General features: G+C 66.2%; 13 protein-coding genes and 2 pseudogenes. 6 read left to right on the plus strand and 9 right to left on the minus strand.

Features of this window, described 5'->3' with window-relative positions:
* Positions 1-193: 193 nt before the first annotated feature.
* A pseudogene (locus ACO07Z_RS09235) lies at positions 194-1294 on the plus strand (IS3 family transposase).
* 56 nt (positions 1295-1350) lie between these two features.
* Here the strand turns inward: ACO07Z_RS09235 and ACO07Z_RS09240 are convergent.
* Entirely contained in the window at positions 1351-2367 is a 1017-nt protein-coding gene (locus ACO07Z_RS09240) for an AraC family transcriptional regulator (RefSeq protein ID WP_421698453.1), read from the minus strand.
* 82 nt (positions 2368-2449) lie between these two features.
* Between ACO07Z_RS09240 and ACO07Z_RS09245 the strand changes: the two genes are divergently transcribed.
* Together ACO07Z_RS09245 and ACO07Z_RS09250 are read left to right on the plus strand one after the other, a co-directional pair.
* The gene (locus ACO07Z_RS09245) at positions 2450-3664 is read left to right on the plus strand and encodes an MFS transporter (protein WP_421700782.1); all 1215 of its coding nucleotides are present in this window, start codon (positions 2450-2452) and stop codon (positions 3662-3664) included.
* A 48-nt stretch (positions 3665-3712) separates the two neighbouring features.
* Positions 3713-3877: pseudogene (locus ACO07Z_RS09250) on the plus strand (NADP oxidoreductase); the annotation flags it as partial.
* A gap of 448 nt (positions 3878-4325) precedes the next feature.
* Here ACO07Z_RS09250 and ACO07Z_RS09255 read toward each other — a convergent pair.
* From ACO07Z_RS09255 to ACO07Z_RS09285, 7 genes are all read right to left on the minus strand, one after another.
* On the minus strand, positions 4326-5186 hold the full coding sequence (locus tag ACO07Z_RS09255; RefSeq protein ID WP_421698454.1) for a class I SAM-dependent methyltransferase: 861 nt from the start codon (positions 5184-5186) through the stop codon (positions 4326-4328).
* Entirely contained in the window at positions 5183-5431 is a 249-nt protein-coding gene (locus ACO07Z_RS09260) for a hypothetical protein (RefSeq protein WP_421698455.1), read from the minus strand. The genes ACO07Z_RS09255 and ACO07Z_RS09260 overlap by 4 nt, the downstream gene beginning before the upstream one ends.
* Before the next feature lie 11 nt (positions 5432-5442).
* A complete protein-coding gene (locus ACO07Z_RS09265; protein WP_421698456.1) occupies positions 5443-5634 on the minus strand; it encodes a hypothetical protein in 192 nt (63 codons plus the stop codon).
* A gap of 336 nt (positions 5635-5970) precedes the next feature.
* Positions 5971-6159 (minus strand): DDE-type integrase/transposase/recombinase, encoded by a 189-nt coding sequence (locus tag ACO07Z_RS09270; RefSeq protein WP_421698457.1) that lies wholly within the window; start codon positions 6157-6159, stop codon positions 5971-5973.
* Positions 6160-6329: 170 nt separating this feature from the next.
* Complete coding sequence (locus ACO07Z_RS09275; protein WP_421698458.1) at positions 6330-7868, minus strand: efflux transporter outer membrane subunit; 1539 nt, start codon at positions 7866-7868, stop codon at positions 6330-6332.
* 46 nt (positions 7869-7914) lie between these two features.
* Entirely contained in the window at positions 7915-11064 is a 3150-nt protein-coding gene (locus tag ACO07Z_RS09280; protein WP_421698459.1) for an efflux RND transporter permease subunit, read from the minus strand.
* Between the two features lie 11 nt (positions 11065-11075).
* Positions 11076-12344: an efflux RND transporter periplasmic adaptor subunit gene (locus ACO07Z_RS09285; protein WP_421698460.1), complete on the minus strand. Its 1269-nt coding sequence runs from the start codon at positions 12342-12344 to the stop codon at positions 11076-11078.
* 206 nt (positions 12345-12550) lie between these two features.
* On the opposite strand from ACO07Z_RS09285, the gene ACO07Z_RS09290 reads away from it, so the two are divergent.
* Positions 12551-13108, plus strand: a complete 558-nt coding sequence (locus tag ACO07Z_RS09290; protein WP_421698461.1) for a TetR/AcrR family transcriptional regulator — start codon at positions 12551-12553, stop codon at positions 13106-13108.
* Between the two features lie 13 nt (positions 13109-13121).
* Here the strand turns inward: ACO07Z_RS09290 and ACO07Z_RS09295 are convergent, their stop codons facing one another.
* On the minus strand, positions 13122-14051 hold the full coding sequence (locus ACO07Z_RS09295) for a LysR substrate-binding domain-containing protein (RefSeq protein ID WP_421698462.1): 930 nt from the start codon (positions 14049-14051) through the stop codon (positions 13122-13124).
* A 73-nt stretch (positions 14052-14124) separates the two neighbouring features.
* On the opposite strand from ACO07Z_RS09295, the gene ACO07Z_RS09300 reads away from it, so the two are divergent.
* Complete coding sequence (locus ACO07Z_RS09300) at positions 14125-15327, plus strand: MFS transporter (protein ID WP_421698463.1); 1203 nt, start codon at positions 14125-14127, stop codon at positions 15325-15327.
* A gap of 56 nt (positions 15328-15383) precedes the next feature.
* The gene (locus ACO07Z_RS09305; RefSeq protein WP_421698464.1) at positions 15384-15809 is read left to right on the plus strand and encodes a GFA family protein; all 426 of its coding nucleotides are present in this window, start codon (positions 15384-15386) and stop codon (positions 15807-15809) included.
* The last annotated feature ends 28 nt before the right edge of the window (positions 15810-15837 follow it).

The following is a 15837-nucleotide window of genomic DNA, read 5'->3' on the forward strand; positions in this document are numbered from 1 at the left end:
CAAATGGCCCCGTCAAAAAGGGCCGCTTCTGGTGAAAATGGCAGGGCCACTTTGCAAAGTGTGCCTCCGATCGCGTCTTTCTCAACTAGAGGTTTATGAGCGAGAATAGGCTTAGCACCTCTCGTGCGAACTGACCTGAGCCCCTGATCCTCCTCCAGATTTGAGTAGAGTCCGTCGATCATGGAGACGGACGATGCGAGCCTCACGGTTCACAGAGGAACAGATCATCGGGATGCTGAAGGAGCAGGAGGCGGGGCGCTAAGACCGCTGGCGTCTGCCGCAAGCACGGCATCTCCTTGGCGACCTTCCACACGTTCAAGGCCAAGTTCGGCGGCATGGACATGTGCGATGCCCGGCGGCTGAGGACGCTTGAGGAGGAGCATGCGCGGCTGAAGAAGCTGCTGGCGGAGCAGATGCTCGACAACGCGATCCTGAGGGATGTCAGCTCAAGAACATGGTGACGCCCGACGCGAGGCGCAAAGACGTGGCTCATGCCTGTACGGCGCACGGAGTGAGCCAGCGTCGGGCGTGCAAGGTATTGAGCGTAGATCGCAACAGCATGCGCTATCGAAGCGTCCGTCCCGACGATGGGGCCCTGCGCGAGGCCATGCAGGCCGTGGCCGGCGAGCGCCGCCGCTTCGGCTATCGGCGGACCCACATCATGCTCAGGCGCCAGGGTATCGTCATGAACCAGAAGAAGCTGCGCCGGCTGTATCGGGACTAGACGCTCCAGGTCCGTCGGCGCGGAGGACCCAAGCGAGCGCTCGGCACGCGGCGTCCCATCATGGTCCCGGATCGGACCAACGTCCGCTGGAGCCTCGACTTCGTGTCGGATGCCTTCACGGACGGTCGGCGCTTCCAGGTGCTGGCCGTGGTGGACGACTTCAGCCGGGAATGCCTGGCGCTGGTCGCCGACACCTCGCTTTCAGGCCTGCGGGTGACGCGCGAACTCGACGCGCTGCGCGCCATCCGAGGCAGGCCTGCGACCATGGTTTCCGACAACGGCACGGAACTGACTTCGATGGCCGTTCTCAAATGGTCCCAGCAGACCGGCGTCGAATGGCACAACGTCGCTCCCGGCAAGCCGATGCAGAACGGCTTCGCCGAGAGCTTAAACGGTCGCTTCCGGGACGAGTGCCTGAACGAGACCCTGTTCTCGAGCCTGGGCAAGGCTCGTGCCGCCATCACCTCATGGAAGGAGGACTACAATGTGAACCGCCCCCATTCCGCTCTCGGCAATCGATCTCCTACCGAGCTGGCGGCAATAATCGCACTGGAAACCGGGGCCGCCTGAGGCCACAGATCAACCCTCGGACTCTCTCATAAGCCGGAGGAGAAATGGGTCTCAGGTCATCTCACCTCGCGCTGCTCGATCGTTCCCGGGGCAAACTGTATTGACCGCAGAGCCCCCGGCGCATGCCCAAGCGTTCGCTTGAAGGCTCGGCTGAACGCGGCGTGCGAGCCGTAGCCGAGCCGGTCGGCGGCCGTCTCGATGGGAATCTTGTCCCGCGTGATCCACTGGGCCGCCAGACGCATCCGCAGCTCGGTGAGATAGCGCAGCGGCGTCATCCCCGTAACTTCGAGAAAACGTGCGGCGAATACGGAGCGAGAACTTCCCATGACCGAGGCCATTTCGGCCACCGTCCATTCGCGGCCGGGATTGCGGTGCACGGCGGCAATGACGCGCGCAAGCCGGGAATCACGCAGCGCGGCCACCCATCCGGCGGCGGTGCCACAGCCGCATTCGACCCAGGCCCGGACGATGAAGACCGACACCACCTCGGCGAGGCGGGCGAGGATGCCGGCGAAACCTGCACGGTCGCCGCGGGTTTCCCGTTCCATAGCCTCCAGCATCGGCAGCAATTCGGGATAGCGATCCAGCAATGTGCCGACCGACATCACCGATGGCATCAAGGCGACCAATGGGGTCATGCCGCCGAGGTCGAATTCCATGCAGCCGCTGAAGATCACGACATCGGTGCTGCGGCAGAGATCGGTGTCGCAGGCATTGATCGCGGCGACGGTGCCGCAGAGCGGAGCCTCTGCAAAGGCGGATACCGTGCGGCATGGCAGGTCCGGAGCGGAGAGCAGGTCATGCCCGCCACCATGCGGCAGCAACACCGCGGATCCGGCCTCCAGCTTCTCGACATCGCCCTCGGGTCGCCGCAGATAGACCGTGCCGCGCGATATGAAATGAAACTGCGCACGTCCCGCCTCATTGCCGAAATGCACGCCGAAGGGGGGGGATATCTGAATACGGCGGTATTTCAGGCCGACAAACCGCATGCCGCCGAGCAGTTCGCTCACGACGTCGGCGTACGTGGAGAGCCCGCGGGAGGCCACATTTTCGGACGAATGATCAATCATGCCGGATATCCTGACATAGTTCGTCTTACCAAACCAGCCTAGTCTGTTGCAACGCAACATCCTTGTCTGGAAAGGCGAACGAATGAGTGACACGCTTGCGGTGGACGCGACACAAGCGCCCGCCATCTCCCCGGCATGGGCGGCCGTCGGCGCGATGACGCTGGGGGTTTTCGGTCTGGTAACGGCGGAGTTTCTTCCCGCCAGTCTGCTGACCCCGATGGCAGCCGATCTCGGCATCACCGAAGGCGCTGCGGGACAGGCCGTGACGGCAACGGCTCTGGTGGCGATGGCCGCCAGTCTGCTGGTGTCGGCGGCGACCCAGCGCATCGATCGGCGCAACCTCATGGTCGCCTTCTCGATTATGCTGGTGATCTCGAACCTTATCGTGGCATTCGCACCGAACCTGCCTCTGCTCATCCTCGGCCGCGTGCTGCTGGGGCTCGCGCTTGGCGGTTTCTGGGCGATGTCGGCGGCGCTGACCATGCGGCTCGTGCCTGAGGCGATGATACCGCGCGCGCTGTCGATCCTGTTCAGCGGGGTTTCGGCGGCGACGATCTTCGCCGCGCCGGTCGGAAGCTATCTCGGCTATCTCTTCGGCTGGCGCGCCGTGTTCCTGCTGGCGGCGGCCCTGGGCGTCGTGACGATCATCGCCCAGATCATGACCTTGCCGCGCATGGCACCGACCGGCACCGCTGGGCTGCGCACGCTGGCCGACGTTCTGCGCCGGCCGGGGGTCGCGTTGGGTATGTCGGCGGCCATGCTGGCTTTCGCCGGTCATTTCGCGGTCTTCACCTATATCCGGCCGTTCCTCGAGACGGTTACCGGCATCGGCATCAACGCGCTCTCCGGCATTCTGCTCGGCTTTGGACTGGCGAACTTTGTCGGCACGCTGGCGGCCGGCCCGTTGATCGAGCGCAGTCTCAAAGCGGCTCTGCTCGGCGTGCCGCTGCTCATGACCGCGCTGGGTGTCGCCCTCGTCACTCTTCCGGCGGATCCAATGGTGCATACGATGCTGTTCGCCCTCTGGGGCTTCGCCTTCGGCGGCGTTCCGGTCGCATGGTCAACCTGGCTCACCCGCGCCGTGCCGGATCAGACCGAGACCGCCGGCGGCCTGCTCGTCGCGTCCGTTCAGCTGGCGATTTCGGTAGGAGCGGCCGGCGGCGGTGCGATACTCGCGATCGATGGCGTGACCGGCACCTTTGCCGCCGCCTGCCTGCTTCTGGTGGTCGCCGCGCTGATCGTCCTGTTCGGCGTGCGCACGACGTCCAGCGGTGGTCGCGCAACCGCGCTGCACTAGACGCCTGATGCGATGGCTGAACGGCGTTGGACGCTCAGCCATCGCATTCGGGTGCTGTTCTATTCTGGCGATGACGCATGGGCACAGGCGGAAGCAGATGCGCTTATCGACGGTCTCGGCTTTCTCGGCATTGATCTCGGTCCGCTCGGCCTCGGCAGCCGTCTGGCGCAATTTCGTGGTGGGCCGCTTTTGAACCTCATCAAGATCGACTGATTGCCTCTCACCTGAAAAGAACGCTCCCATAATCTGACGCCGTGGCCTTCTCATACAACCCGCGGAATGGCAAAATAGGACTCGTCCCTCGAAGCCGAACAATATGTTCGTATATATGTTGGGCGATGGGTGTTTTGGTGATCCAATATCCATTTTAAAACATCGGCGTGACGTATTAGTTCGACTCCGTCCCTGGGCAATACGTTCGGCCTCATCTCCCCGAGCCGAGAACGATCCAGAACGGACCACACCGCGAACAGAGTCCAGTTATGAACGAGGGCAATCAGGGGGCAACGTCACCGGCCTCTTCGGATGCGGGGACGCGGGAAATCTGCTCGCAGCCCGATGGCGAGCCGGCCGATGACCGCCCGCATCCCAGGAGGTTGACGGCAATACCGACAACTCCATATCGTACAGAACGCGACAACATACGGGCGGTTTCCACCGCTCAGCCTCCCCTACGGAAAATGACCTGCATGTAGGGTACGTAATCCTGTGCAATACGGGTCGACAAGAGAAAGTCCAGAAGGCCGCTCTTCTTCAGAAATTGTGCCGGCAGTGCCAGCGGCCCCTGCCGTTTCTCGAAAGCGCGGTCGCGGTCCAGCCGTTCGATCATGTCGCGGACGATCCCCGTATTCACGTCAATCTCAAGTCCGTGCGCTGGGGCGGCCCGGCGCACCTGCGCAAGGCGCACGAAGTTGAGGCTAGAATAGAGGCCGATATAGTCGTTTTCGCGCTCGAACCGGTCGATGGCCTTCCGGAAGATCGCCCCGGTAAGCCGCTTATTCCCGACGACGGGCAGCCGGAAATGGGATTCGTAGGGGAAACCGTAATTCGGGGACATCATCAGGCATCGGCCTCCCGGCGACAGGGAGCGGGACACGAAGCCGAGGAAATGGCGCCAGTCCGGAAGATGTTCGAACACGTTCACAAGAAAAATGAAATCAAAACGCTCGACTTCGGAAAAATCCTCATAACCGCCGAGATGCAGGTTGATTCCGCTGCGCGCGGCCCGCATCCGGCCCACGAAGTCGTCGAAGAACGCAAACCCCGCGGCCATCGGCTCGATCCCATGCACAGCCAGGTGAGGGAAGCGTTCGGTGATTTCCGCCAGTAGGATGCAGGGCCCCGAGCCGACTTCGAGCACCCTTGCGCCGTCCGGCAATCCGCTTAGAACAGGAAGGATGTGGCGCAGGCCAAACTCAGCCTCCTCCAGGTACATCGGCCCCTTGGGCATGGTCTCGAAATAGGCGCGGACGGACGACGACACCAGAGCGCCGGTCAACACAGTGCGAGCGGCTTCGCTCATCGGTCCGTCTCCGGCGTCAGCGTTCTCATCTCCAGCACAATGCGGGGACGCCTCTTCACCTGTGCAAACACCCGGCCGAGATAGAAGCCGTGTACGCCGAGCGTCGCCATGATCAGACCTGACAGAAACCAGACCGACAAGACCGTGCTCGTCCACCCCGGCACCATGAAGATGCCGAATAACCCGAACAGAGCGCGCAGAAGCGCAATGAAAGCAGCAAAGAAGCTGAAGGCAAACCCGATCACAACACTGAGCTTCAGGGGCCGGTCGGAGAACCGGTCGACGATGGCGATCGCATGCGCAGCAGCCCTAGGAAGCCGTCTTTTACCCGCGAGCCGAGCTCAAGATACATCGGGAGATGGACCAGCGTTTCGCTGATCGTCTGAGTGGCGAGCATTGGTCCCTTGGTGCAGCAAAAGGCCGGCGCTCCGTGCAGCAGGTAGAACATGTGCCCGTTGCCCGTGCATGCCGGCGGCACTTGGGGCAGCTTCAGGCAGCGGGCATCGGCTGGGCTTGAGAACGCGTCCGTGTACCGGTCGAAGATCGACAGGCGCCGGGCATTATCGTGTCAATCACTTCAAGCTGAACGAAGAGATAGGCTGCGACCAGCTCTCCGGGCACAAACGACGACCCGATGTCGATCCAGTTAGATTCGTCGACCTGCCCACCGTGCTCGGCGAGGCCCTGCCGATAGCGCCCAGCCGCGTAGTGCCGCGGTCCATGTGGTGGATGCAGCCGGGTGGAGGTCCTCGCTTTTCGATGGCTGTGCGCAGGGCGGCCATCATTAGCCGAACGTCGATCGAGCGGCCGAGCGGCCGATGCCGTCGCCGACGACCTTGCGCGACCATGCATCGAGTATGACGGCGACATAGACGAAGTCGATGGTGATTGCGACATGAGTGATGTCGGCCACCCAGAGCTGGTTCGGCCCGTCCGGCACCATATCCCTTGCCAGGTTCGGGAAGATCGGCACCTCGTGATCGCCATCCGCGGTGCGCCACCTGGCGCCTCAATTCGATGCTGTGGGGGCGGTGTCGGGCCACGGGCGTTCATCTTTCGAAAGCCCGCTCCCCGGTCAACTCCCTGTCGTCACGCCGCCTTAAGGGGCGCGCTCCACCAGAACGGATCCCCGCGAGCACCCGTTCAGTTGCGCTCAGACATCGCGAATTTCTGCGCCCAGTCCGTGCGAACAAAGCGGGGTGCCATGTGATCGATCACTTCCGGTGTGCGAGTGTCGACGACGCCCGACCATCCGCCGCCCAACGCCTTGTTCAGTGCGATGTAGTCCGTCGTGATCGCCACGCGGCTCTGCAGTTGGGCGTCTTCCGCCGAATAGAGCGAACGTTCCGCATCGAGCACGTCGAGGAAGCTGCTGCTGCCGCTTTGATACAGCGTGCGCGCCAACGAGGCCGCCTGCCGGTAGGACCGCACGGACGCGTCGAGGCTGCGGATGCGCCGCTGCTCTTGCCTCAGCGCCACGCTGGCATTCTCGACGTCCTGCAGCGCCGTCAGCACGGCCGAGCGATAGGCGACGAAATACGCGTCGCGCTCGGCCTGAGCGTACTCGACCGCGGCTTCCAACTGCCCGGCATTGAACAGCGGCACGCTCACGCTCGGACCGAAACTCCAGCTGATGGACGAACTCTTTCCAAGACCGCCGAGCTTGGTCGCCGAGGTCGACACCTCGCCGGCAAGGCTGACATCGGGATAGCGCGCGGCCTCGGCCTGACCGATCTGCGCGGTGTATTGCGCGAGCTGGCGTTCGGCGAGCCGCACATCCGGACGTGACAGCAGCACGTCGGCCGGCACGCCCTCCGGCACTGGGCGGCGAGGGGCAGGAATGGGAGCGCTGCGCTTCATAACGTCGTTCAGCGCGGAGGGCGGTTGGCCCAGCAGGATGGCAAGCTGGTGCACCGACTGCTGATAGGCCGATTCAAGCTGAGGGATATCGGCTTCCGTGCTGGCCGCCTGCCCTTCGGCATTGGCCGCGTCGACGGCGGAGGCAGACCCCGCCTCCAGCTTGGTGCGCGTCAGCGCCGCCGTCTCGCGCTGCGAGGTCGCCGTGCGGCGGGCCAGCGCGATGCGGGCCTGATAGCCGCGGGCTTCGACATAGCTAGTGGTAACATCGCCGATGAGCACCAGCAGCGTGTTGCGCAGGCTCTCCTCGGAAGCGTCGAGCCCATATTTCGCGGCTTCGGCGGCGCGGCGGTTCTCGCCGAACAGGTCGAGTTCCCAGCTCGCATTGGCGCCGAGGTTGAAGGTGTCGAACGGGCCGGACACCGTCACATCCCCGGTGTCGGAGACGTTGCTGCCATTGTCGGCACGGCTGTAGCTGCCGGAGCCGGTCAGCGTCGGGGCGAGCGCGGCCAGTGCCTGCCGCCGCGTGGCCCGCGCCTGGCGCACCCGTGCCTTGGCCGTCGCGACATCGAGATTGCCGGCGACCGCCTGCTCGACAAGGCGGTTCAGCGTCGCGTCGTTGAGCTGCTCCCACCAATGGGCAAGGTCCGGCGGCAGACGGGTGGCATCGTCCGCCGTCACGCTGGCCGTCTTGCCGCTTCCCCAGGCTGTAGGCATCGGCATCGCGGGCGCGGTGTAGTCGGGACCGACGGCGCAACCGCTCACAAGGCCGGCGATGAGGACAAGCGAGACGTGCCAGAGCGGCCGCAGCTGGGAGGGAGGCATGAGATCACCGGTCGCGTCAGAAGGCCGGGCAGCCCCGGAGAAGCGGTTAGCGGGCATCGGCGCCCTCCACCTGAATGGCAGGTTCCGAAACGTCGCGCGGCGCCGCCTTGCCTGCGAACACCCGCCGCACCGTCACGAAAAGCAGCGGTATGAAGAACACGCCGAGCACGGTGGCGGCGATCATGCCGCCCATCACGCCGATGCCGATGGCGTTCTGCGCGCCCGAGCCGGCGCCGCTGGCGATGGCGAGCGGCGTCACGCCGAGAATGAAGGCGAGCGAGGTCATCAGGATAGGGCGCAGCCGCTGGCGTGCCGCATCCAGCGTCGCCTCGACGAGCCCCATGCCATGCGCCTGCCGCTCGATGGCGAATTCGACGATGAGGATCGCGTTCTTCGCCGCGAGGCCGATCGTGGTGAGGAGGCCGACCTTGAAATAGACGTCGTTGCTCTGGCCGAACATCGTGGCGGCGAGCAGCGCGCCGAAGATGCCGATCGGCACCGACAGCAGCACCGCGAACGGGATCGACCAGCTCTCATAGAGCGCGGCAAGGCACAGGAACACGACCAGCAGCGAGATGGCGTAGAGCGCCGTCGCCTGATTGGCGGAGAGCCGCTCCTGATGCGACAGGCCGGTCCACTCATGGCCATAGCCCGCCGACAGCCTGCCGATGATCTCGTCCATCGCCGTCATGGCGTCGCCAGATGAGACGCCCGGCGCGGCCTGGCCCTGGATCTCCAACGCCGAGGCGCCGTTGAAGCGCTCCAGCCGCGGCGAGCCATAGGTCCAGTGGGTCGAGGCGAAGGCGGAGAACGGCACCATGGCTCCGGCGGCGTTGCGCACCTCCCACTTGGCGAGGTCTTCCGGCTGCATGCGGAAATCGGCCGCCGACTGGAGATAGACCTTCTTCACGCGCCCGCGGTCGAGGAAGTCGTTCACATAGCTGCTGCCCCAGGCCGTGGAGAGCGTGTCGTTGATGTCGGCCAGCGAGACGCCGAGCGCGCTGGCTTTTTCCTGGTCGATGTCGACGACGAATTGCGGCTCGTCCTCCAGCCCGTTCGGGCGGGTGGCGACGAGGCGGGGGTCCTGCGCAGCCATGCCCAGCACTTGGTTGCGCGCGGCCATCAGCTTCTCATGGCCGGCCCCGTTGATGTCCTGGAGATAGACGCTGAAGCCGCCGCTATTGCCCATGCCCTGAATGGCCGGCGGCATGAGGGTGAACACCATGGCGTCGCGCACATGCAGTTTCGCCATGGCACGGCCGGCCACCGCCTGCGAGGACAAGCCAGGAGACTTGCGCTCGTCGAACGGCTTCAGCCGAACGAAGGCGATGCCGAGATTCTGACCCTGGCCGCTGAAGCCGAAGCCGTTGACGCTGAAGACGCCTTCGACCGCCTCCTTTTCATCGTCGAGGAAGTGGCGGCGGACGGTGTCCAGCACGGCCTCGGTGCGGTCCGATGTGGCGCCCGCGGGGAGCTGTACCATGGTGATGAGGATGCCCTGGTCCTCTTCCGGCAGGAAGGAGGAGGGCAGGCGCACGAACATCCAGCCCAACGCCACGGCGATGGCGAGGAAGATGGCGAGAAAGCGCCCGCTGCGCGCCAGAACACCGGCTGTGCCCGTGCGGTAGGCCCGCGTGCCGCGCTCGAAATTGCGGTTGAACCAGCCGGCCCAGCCGGTCTGCTTGGCCCCGTGCCGCACCGGGCGCAGCAACGTGGCGCAGAGCGCCGGGGTGAGGATCAGCGCCACCAGCACCGACAGGATCATCGCCGAGACGATGGTGACGGAGAACTGGCGGTAGATCACGCCCACCGACCCGCCGAAGAAGGCCATCGGGATGAACACGGCCGAGAGCACGGTGGCGATGCCGATCAGCGCACCGGTGATCTCCCCCATCGACTTGCGGGTGGCCTCCTTGGGGGAGAGCCCCTCCTCCTCCATCACGCGCTCGACATTTTCCACCACGACGATGGCGTCGTCGACCAGGAGGCCGATGGCCAGCACCATGGCGAACATGGTGAGCGTGTTGACCGAGTAGCCGAACAGCGCGAGCACGCCGAAGGTGCCGAGCAGGACCACCGGCACGGCCAGCGAGGGAATGAGCGTCGCCCGGAAGCTCTGCAGGAAGACGAACATCACGATGAAGACGAGGACGATGGCCTCGGCCAGCGTGCGCACCACCTCCTCGATGGAGAGCACGACGAAGGGCGTGGTGTCGTAGGGATAGACAACCTCGACCCCTTCCGGGAAGGTCGGCTTCATCCGCTCCAGCGCCGCCTTGACGCGCTCGGCAGTGGCGATGGCGTTCGCGCCCGTGCCGAGATTGACGGCGAGGCCACCCGCCGGCTTGCCGTTGTAGCGCGAGGCGGTCGTGAAGCTCTCCGCCGCCAGTTCGACGGTGGCGACATCGTTGATGCGCACCAACGAGCCATCCGTGGTGCTCTTGAGGATGATGTTCCGGAACTGCTCGGGCGTCTGCAGGCGCGAGCGCGCGGTGACGGTGGCGTTGAGCTGCTGGCCGGCGCGGGCCGGCAGGCCGCCAAGCTGGCCGGCGGAAACCTGCGTGTTCTGCGCCCCGATGGCACTCGTCACATCGCTCGGCATGAGCTGGTACTTGGACAGCTTCTCCGGGTCGAGCCAGATGCGCATGGCGTAGGAGGAGCCGAACAGCGTGGTGGAACCCACGCCCTCGATGCGCTTCAGCGTGTCGTTGAGGGTCGAGTCGACATAGTCCGACACGTCGGTGGACGACAGGCGCCCATCGGTCGAGACGAAGCCGATGACCAGCAGGAAGCCATCCGAGGCCTTCTCGACCGAGATGCCATTGGTCTGCACCACGCTCGGCAGCTGCGCCTGGACGAGCTGCAGCTTGTTCTGCACCTGCATCTGGGCGATGTCGGGGTCGGCCGCCGTAGTGAAGGTGAGGGTGATCGTCGCCTGGCCGGTCGAGGTCGAGGTGGCCGACATGTAGTCGAGATTGTCGATGCCGGTCATGCCCTGCTCGATGATCTTGGTCACCGAATTCTCCACCGTCTGCGCGTCGGCGCCGGGATAGGAGGCGGTGACGCTCACCGTTGTCGGGGCGATCTGGGGGTATTGCGCGATTGGCAGGGTGTTCAGCGCCAGGACGCCACCGAGCATGATCAGCAGCGCGATGACCCAGGCGAAGACCGGGCGGTCGATGAAATAGCGGGACATGGAACGCGCCTTCAGTTCGCCGTGGAGATGCCGGCGGCGTCCATGCGGGCCGCGCCTTGGGCAACGGCCGCGCGCCCCGCGGGGGCCGTGCTCTGCTGGCCACGCTCGCGCACCTCGCCGGTGGTCTGGTCCACCACCACGTCGACCGGGGTCACGTCCTGGCCGGGGCGGGCGAACTGGCTGCCTTCGACCACCACGCGATCGCCATCGCCAATGCCAGCCTCGACCAGCCAGCTATTGCCGACGTTGCGCGCGACGGTGAGCACGCGCTGCTCGATCTTGTTCTGCGCATTCACCACCAGCGCGACCGGCTCGCCCTTGGTGTTGCGGCTGATGCCACGCTGGGGAACCAGGAAGCTGTCGGGCGCCACACCTTCTTCGATGATGGCGCGCACATACATGCCCGGCAGCAGCAGCCGGTCCGGGTTGGGGAACTGCGCGCGCACGCCATAGGTGCCGGTGGTGGCGTCGACATAGGCGGAGGTGAATTCCAGCGTACCCGGCAGCGGGTAGAGCTGGCCATTATCCAGCTTCAGCCGCACCTGCACCCTGTCGCCGCTGATCTTGATGCGCCCCTCGCGGATCGCCTGCCGCAGATTGAGCAGATTGGTGCTCGACTGGGTCACATCGACATTGATCGGATCGAGCGTGCGGATGGTGGTGAGCGCCGTATCCTGGCTCGCGGTCACCAGCGCGCCGGGGGTGAGCGCCGACTTGTCGATCTGTCCGCCGATCGGCGCGGTGATGCGGGTGTAGTCGAGATTGATCCGCGCGGTGTCGACGCTGGCGCGCGCGGCCGCGACTTCTGCCTTGGCCTGCGCCAGCGAGGCGACAGCGTCGTCATTGTCCTGCTTGCTTACCGCATTCTGCTTGATCAGCCCGGCATAGCGCTCGACCTTGGCCTCGGCGCTCGGCACCGCCGCCTCGGCCTTCTGCAGGCTGGCGACGGCGCTGTCATAGGCGGCCTGATAGCTCGCCGGCTCGATCTGGTAGAGCGGGTCGCCCGCCTTGACCTCACCGCCCTCCTGGAAAAGCCGCTCCTTGATAAGCCCGCCGACCTGCGGCCGGACTTCGGCAACCAGCGAGGCCGAGGTGCGTCCCGGCATCTCGGCGGTGATCGCCACCGACTGCGGATGCACGGTGACGACGCCAACCTGCGGGCGCCCCTGCGCGCCCTGGCCGGGGAAGCCCGCATTGTCCTTCCCGTCGCACGCCGCCAGCGCCACCGCGAAGAAAACGAGCACCGGGATTTTAGCCAAACGGCCGTTGAGAAGTGACATCGGAGCCGATCTGATTTATGGTACGTATCAGTACCCATATTTCTCGCCTGGCCTGATTGTCAATTGTGTTAGGTCTGCCACACCGATCATCGCCTGCTGGAAGCGTTGCTGTGCCCTCCGAAGAAGCGAAGCCCGCCACTGCCCCCCGCTCTCGGGGACGCCCGAGGCTAGTTCCCGCCGCCGCCCGTCGTGACGAGATCGTCGCCGTGGCAACCCAGATGTTTCAGGAGGTGGGCTATGCGCGGCTGACCACAGACGCGGTGGCGGCCCGCTGCCGCATCTCCAAGCGCACGCTCTATCAGCTGTTTCCCAGCAAGGCGGCGCTGCTGGCGGCGATCATCGACCAGCATCGCGCGCGCATGATCCGGCTGCCGGCGGAGTACGATGATGTCCCGCTCGAGCGCGCGCTGGATCTGATCTTCGGCAACGATATCGATGAGGAGGCCGACCGCGAGCGCTTTGCCTTCCTGCAGCTGATATTCGTCGAAGCGGTTCAGCACCCCGAGCTCGATCACATATCGGCGACGCACGGCAAAGGCGTTGTCTTGCAGTTGCTCGGCGACTGGATCGCTCACGAATGCCGTCGCGGGCGCCTCCATGTCCCCGACCCGAAAGACGCGGCGCGCATGCTGATGGACATGGTGGCGGGTTCCGTCGCCCGCGGTCTCGACGGACGGCTCGACTGGGCCGGAAGTGAACGCCGCCGGGCCTATGTCCGGGAGTGCATCCGTGTGTTCCTGAACGGCACGACATCCGCTCGCTGAAGCGGCGATAGAGCTACCGCCCGGCGCTCGGCGTGGCGGACGTGCCGCCCTCCCCCTCGATCCAGGCGCAGACCCGCTCGCTGGCGGCGCGCAGCGGCGAGCCGATGGGGATGTAGGCGAAATAGCTGCGCGAGGGCAGAAAGATGCGCGGAAACGGCGTCACCAGCCGGCCGGCGCGGACATCGTCGGCGATCAGGGTGGACGGCGCCATCGCCACGCCCAGCCCGTCAATAGCGGCCTGGATCGACAGATAGAAATGGTCGAGCATCAGCGTCGCCGCCGGTTGCAGCGCGCCATGCCCGGCCTTCGCCAGCCAGTCGCGCCACAGCCGGGGCATGCTGGCGACGTGGAGCAGCGTGTGCCCCGCGAGGTCGCCCACCGCGTCCAGCGGCTGGCGCCGCAGCAGCGCCGGGCTGCACGCCGGCAGCCGTCGCTCGGGGAGCAGCAGGCGGGCCTCGAAGCCGTCGAAGGCGTCCGGCCCGCCACGGATAATCAGGTCGTACTCACCGGCCAGCCCGTCCACCGGCTCGCTGCCGGTCGTCAGCTCGATCTCGATGTCGGGATGCGCCGCCCGCAGCTGGCCGAGCTTCGGCACCAGCCAGCGCAGGCTGAAGGTGGCGAGCGCATTGACCCTCAGCACCACCGCGCCGCTGGGCGTGCTGCCATGCCCCGCCGCCGCGCGCGCGATGCGCTCCAGTGCCGGCTGAATCTCGGCCAGCAGCGCCCGCCCCTCGGCGGTGAGGGCGACCCCGTGGCTCAGCCGCCGGAACAGCGCCGGCGGGCCGAGCCATTGCTCCAGCAGCCTTATCTGCCGGCTGACCGCGCCATGGGTGACGCCGAGTTCCGCCGCCGCGTCCTTGAAGCTCGACCGACGCGCGGCCGCCTCGAAGGCCCGCACGGCGTTGAGCGGCGGCAGAGGGCGATCTTTCGAGGGTGCCGTCATGTGAGTTTATCTGACATCATGGGGTGAAATTAGTCGTTTGCGGCCCGCCGTCCAGCGGGCGCATACCGATGAGGTGACAAAAACATCAAGCCTGATCCCTTCCGCCGCGTCGCCGGCGCTGTCCTCCCCGCCGGACACGCGGCGGCGCACGCTGGTGCTCTCCGGCCTCGCCCATGCGCTGCATGACGGCTACACCGACGCGATCTATGTGCTGCTTCCGGTCTGGCGGGCCGAGTTCGGGCTCGACTATGTCGCGCTCGCGCTGCTGCGCGGGCTCTATGCCGGCGCCATGGCCGCGCTGCAGGTGCCGGCGAGCTGGCTGGCCGACCGCATGGGTGGGCGCGCGGTGCTGATCCTCGGCACGCTGATCGCCGCCGCTGGCTATGGGCTGGCCGGCTTCAGCGGCGGCGCGCTGGGGCTCTGCGCGGCGCTGTTCCTCGCCGGCGCCGGCTCCAGCGTCCAGCATCCCATCGCCTCCAGCGCGGTGTCGCGTGCCTATGGAGCGGGCGCGCGCGGGCCGCTCGGCACCTATAATTTCAGTGGCGACCTCGGCAAGGCGGTTCTTCCGGCGGCGCTGTCCTTCGGCCTGTCCTTCGCGCCGTGGCGGCCCTCGCTCTGGCTGCTGGCGCTAGCGGGGATCGCGGTCGCCGGCCTGATCGCCCTCTCCATGCCGAAGATCGCGCCCGCTCCGCCCTCGCCCGCCACGCGTGCCGCGTCATCGCGCGGCGGCGACGGCTTCCCGCTGCTGCTGGCCATCGGCGTGATCGATACGGGCGTGCGCATGGGCTTCCTCACCTTCCTGCCCTTCCTGCTGCAGCTAAAGGGCGCCTCGCAGCCGTTGATCGGCACGGCGCTGGCGCTGGTCTTCCTCGGCGGCGCGGCGGGCAAGCTCGTCTGCGGCTGGCTCGCCCAGCGCTGGGGCATTGTCGGGGTCACCCTCTGCACCGAAGCGCTGACAGCGCTGATGATCGCTCTTGCCGTCCTGCTGCCCCTGGCGCCGCTGCTGGTGGTGCTGCCTCTGCTCGGCCTCACGCTGAACGGCACATCCTCGGTGCTCTATGGCACGGTGCCGGAACTGGCGCCGGCCGACCGCACGGAGCGGGCCTTCGCCATCTTCTACACCGGGGTGATCGGTTCGGGGGCGCTGGCGCCGCTGCTGTTCGGCGCGGTGGGCGACCAGGCCGGCCCGGTCATCGCCACGCTCGGCACCGCCATCGCCGCCCTCGTCAACCTGCCGCTCGCCCTTGCCCTCGGGCCGCGATTGGCCCGACGGTGAGGGCGACCGTCGCGCGGCACACACCCACGCCGAGGAAGGCATCGACAGGCAACGACATGACAGGCGATACGAACACGCGATCCGGCCAGTGCCATTGCGGGGCGGTGCAGTTCCAAGTGACGCTCAGCGACGGCTTCAACTCGATACGGCGCTGCACCTGCTCCTATTGCCGCATGCGCGGCGCGGTCGTGGTGATGGCCGAGATGGGCGGGATCGACATTCTGCAAGGGGCAGAGGTGCTCACGAGCTACCGGTTCCACACCGGCGCCGCGCAGCACTTCTTCTGTTCGCGCTGCGGGATCTACACCCACCATCAGCGCCGCTCTGACCAGAGCCTTTACGCGGTCAACGTCGCCTGCCTGGGCGGGGTCAGCCCGTTCGACTTCGCCGAGGTGCCGGTCATGGACGGCATCAACCACACCAGCGACACCGGCAAGCCGACGCGCCGGGCCGGCACGCTGGTGTACATTCGAGCAAGCTGACCCGCCGCCGGTGCCTCGTCCGAGCCCA

Origin of the sequence: Ancylobacter sp., assembly GCF_965229075.1 — a bacterium.
Lineage (GTDB): Bacteria > Pseudomonadota > Alphaproteobacteria > Rhizobiales > Xanthobacteraceae > Ancylobacter.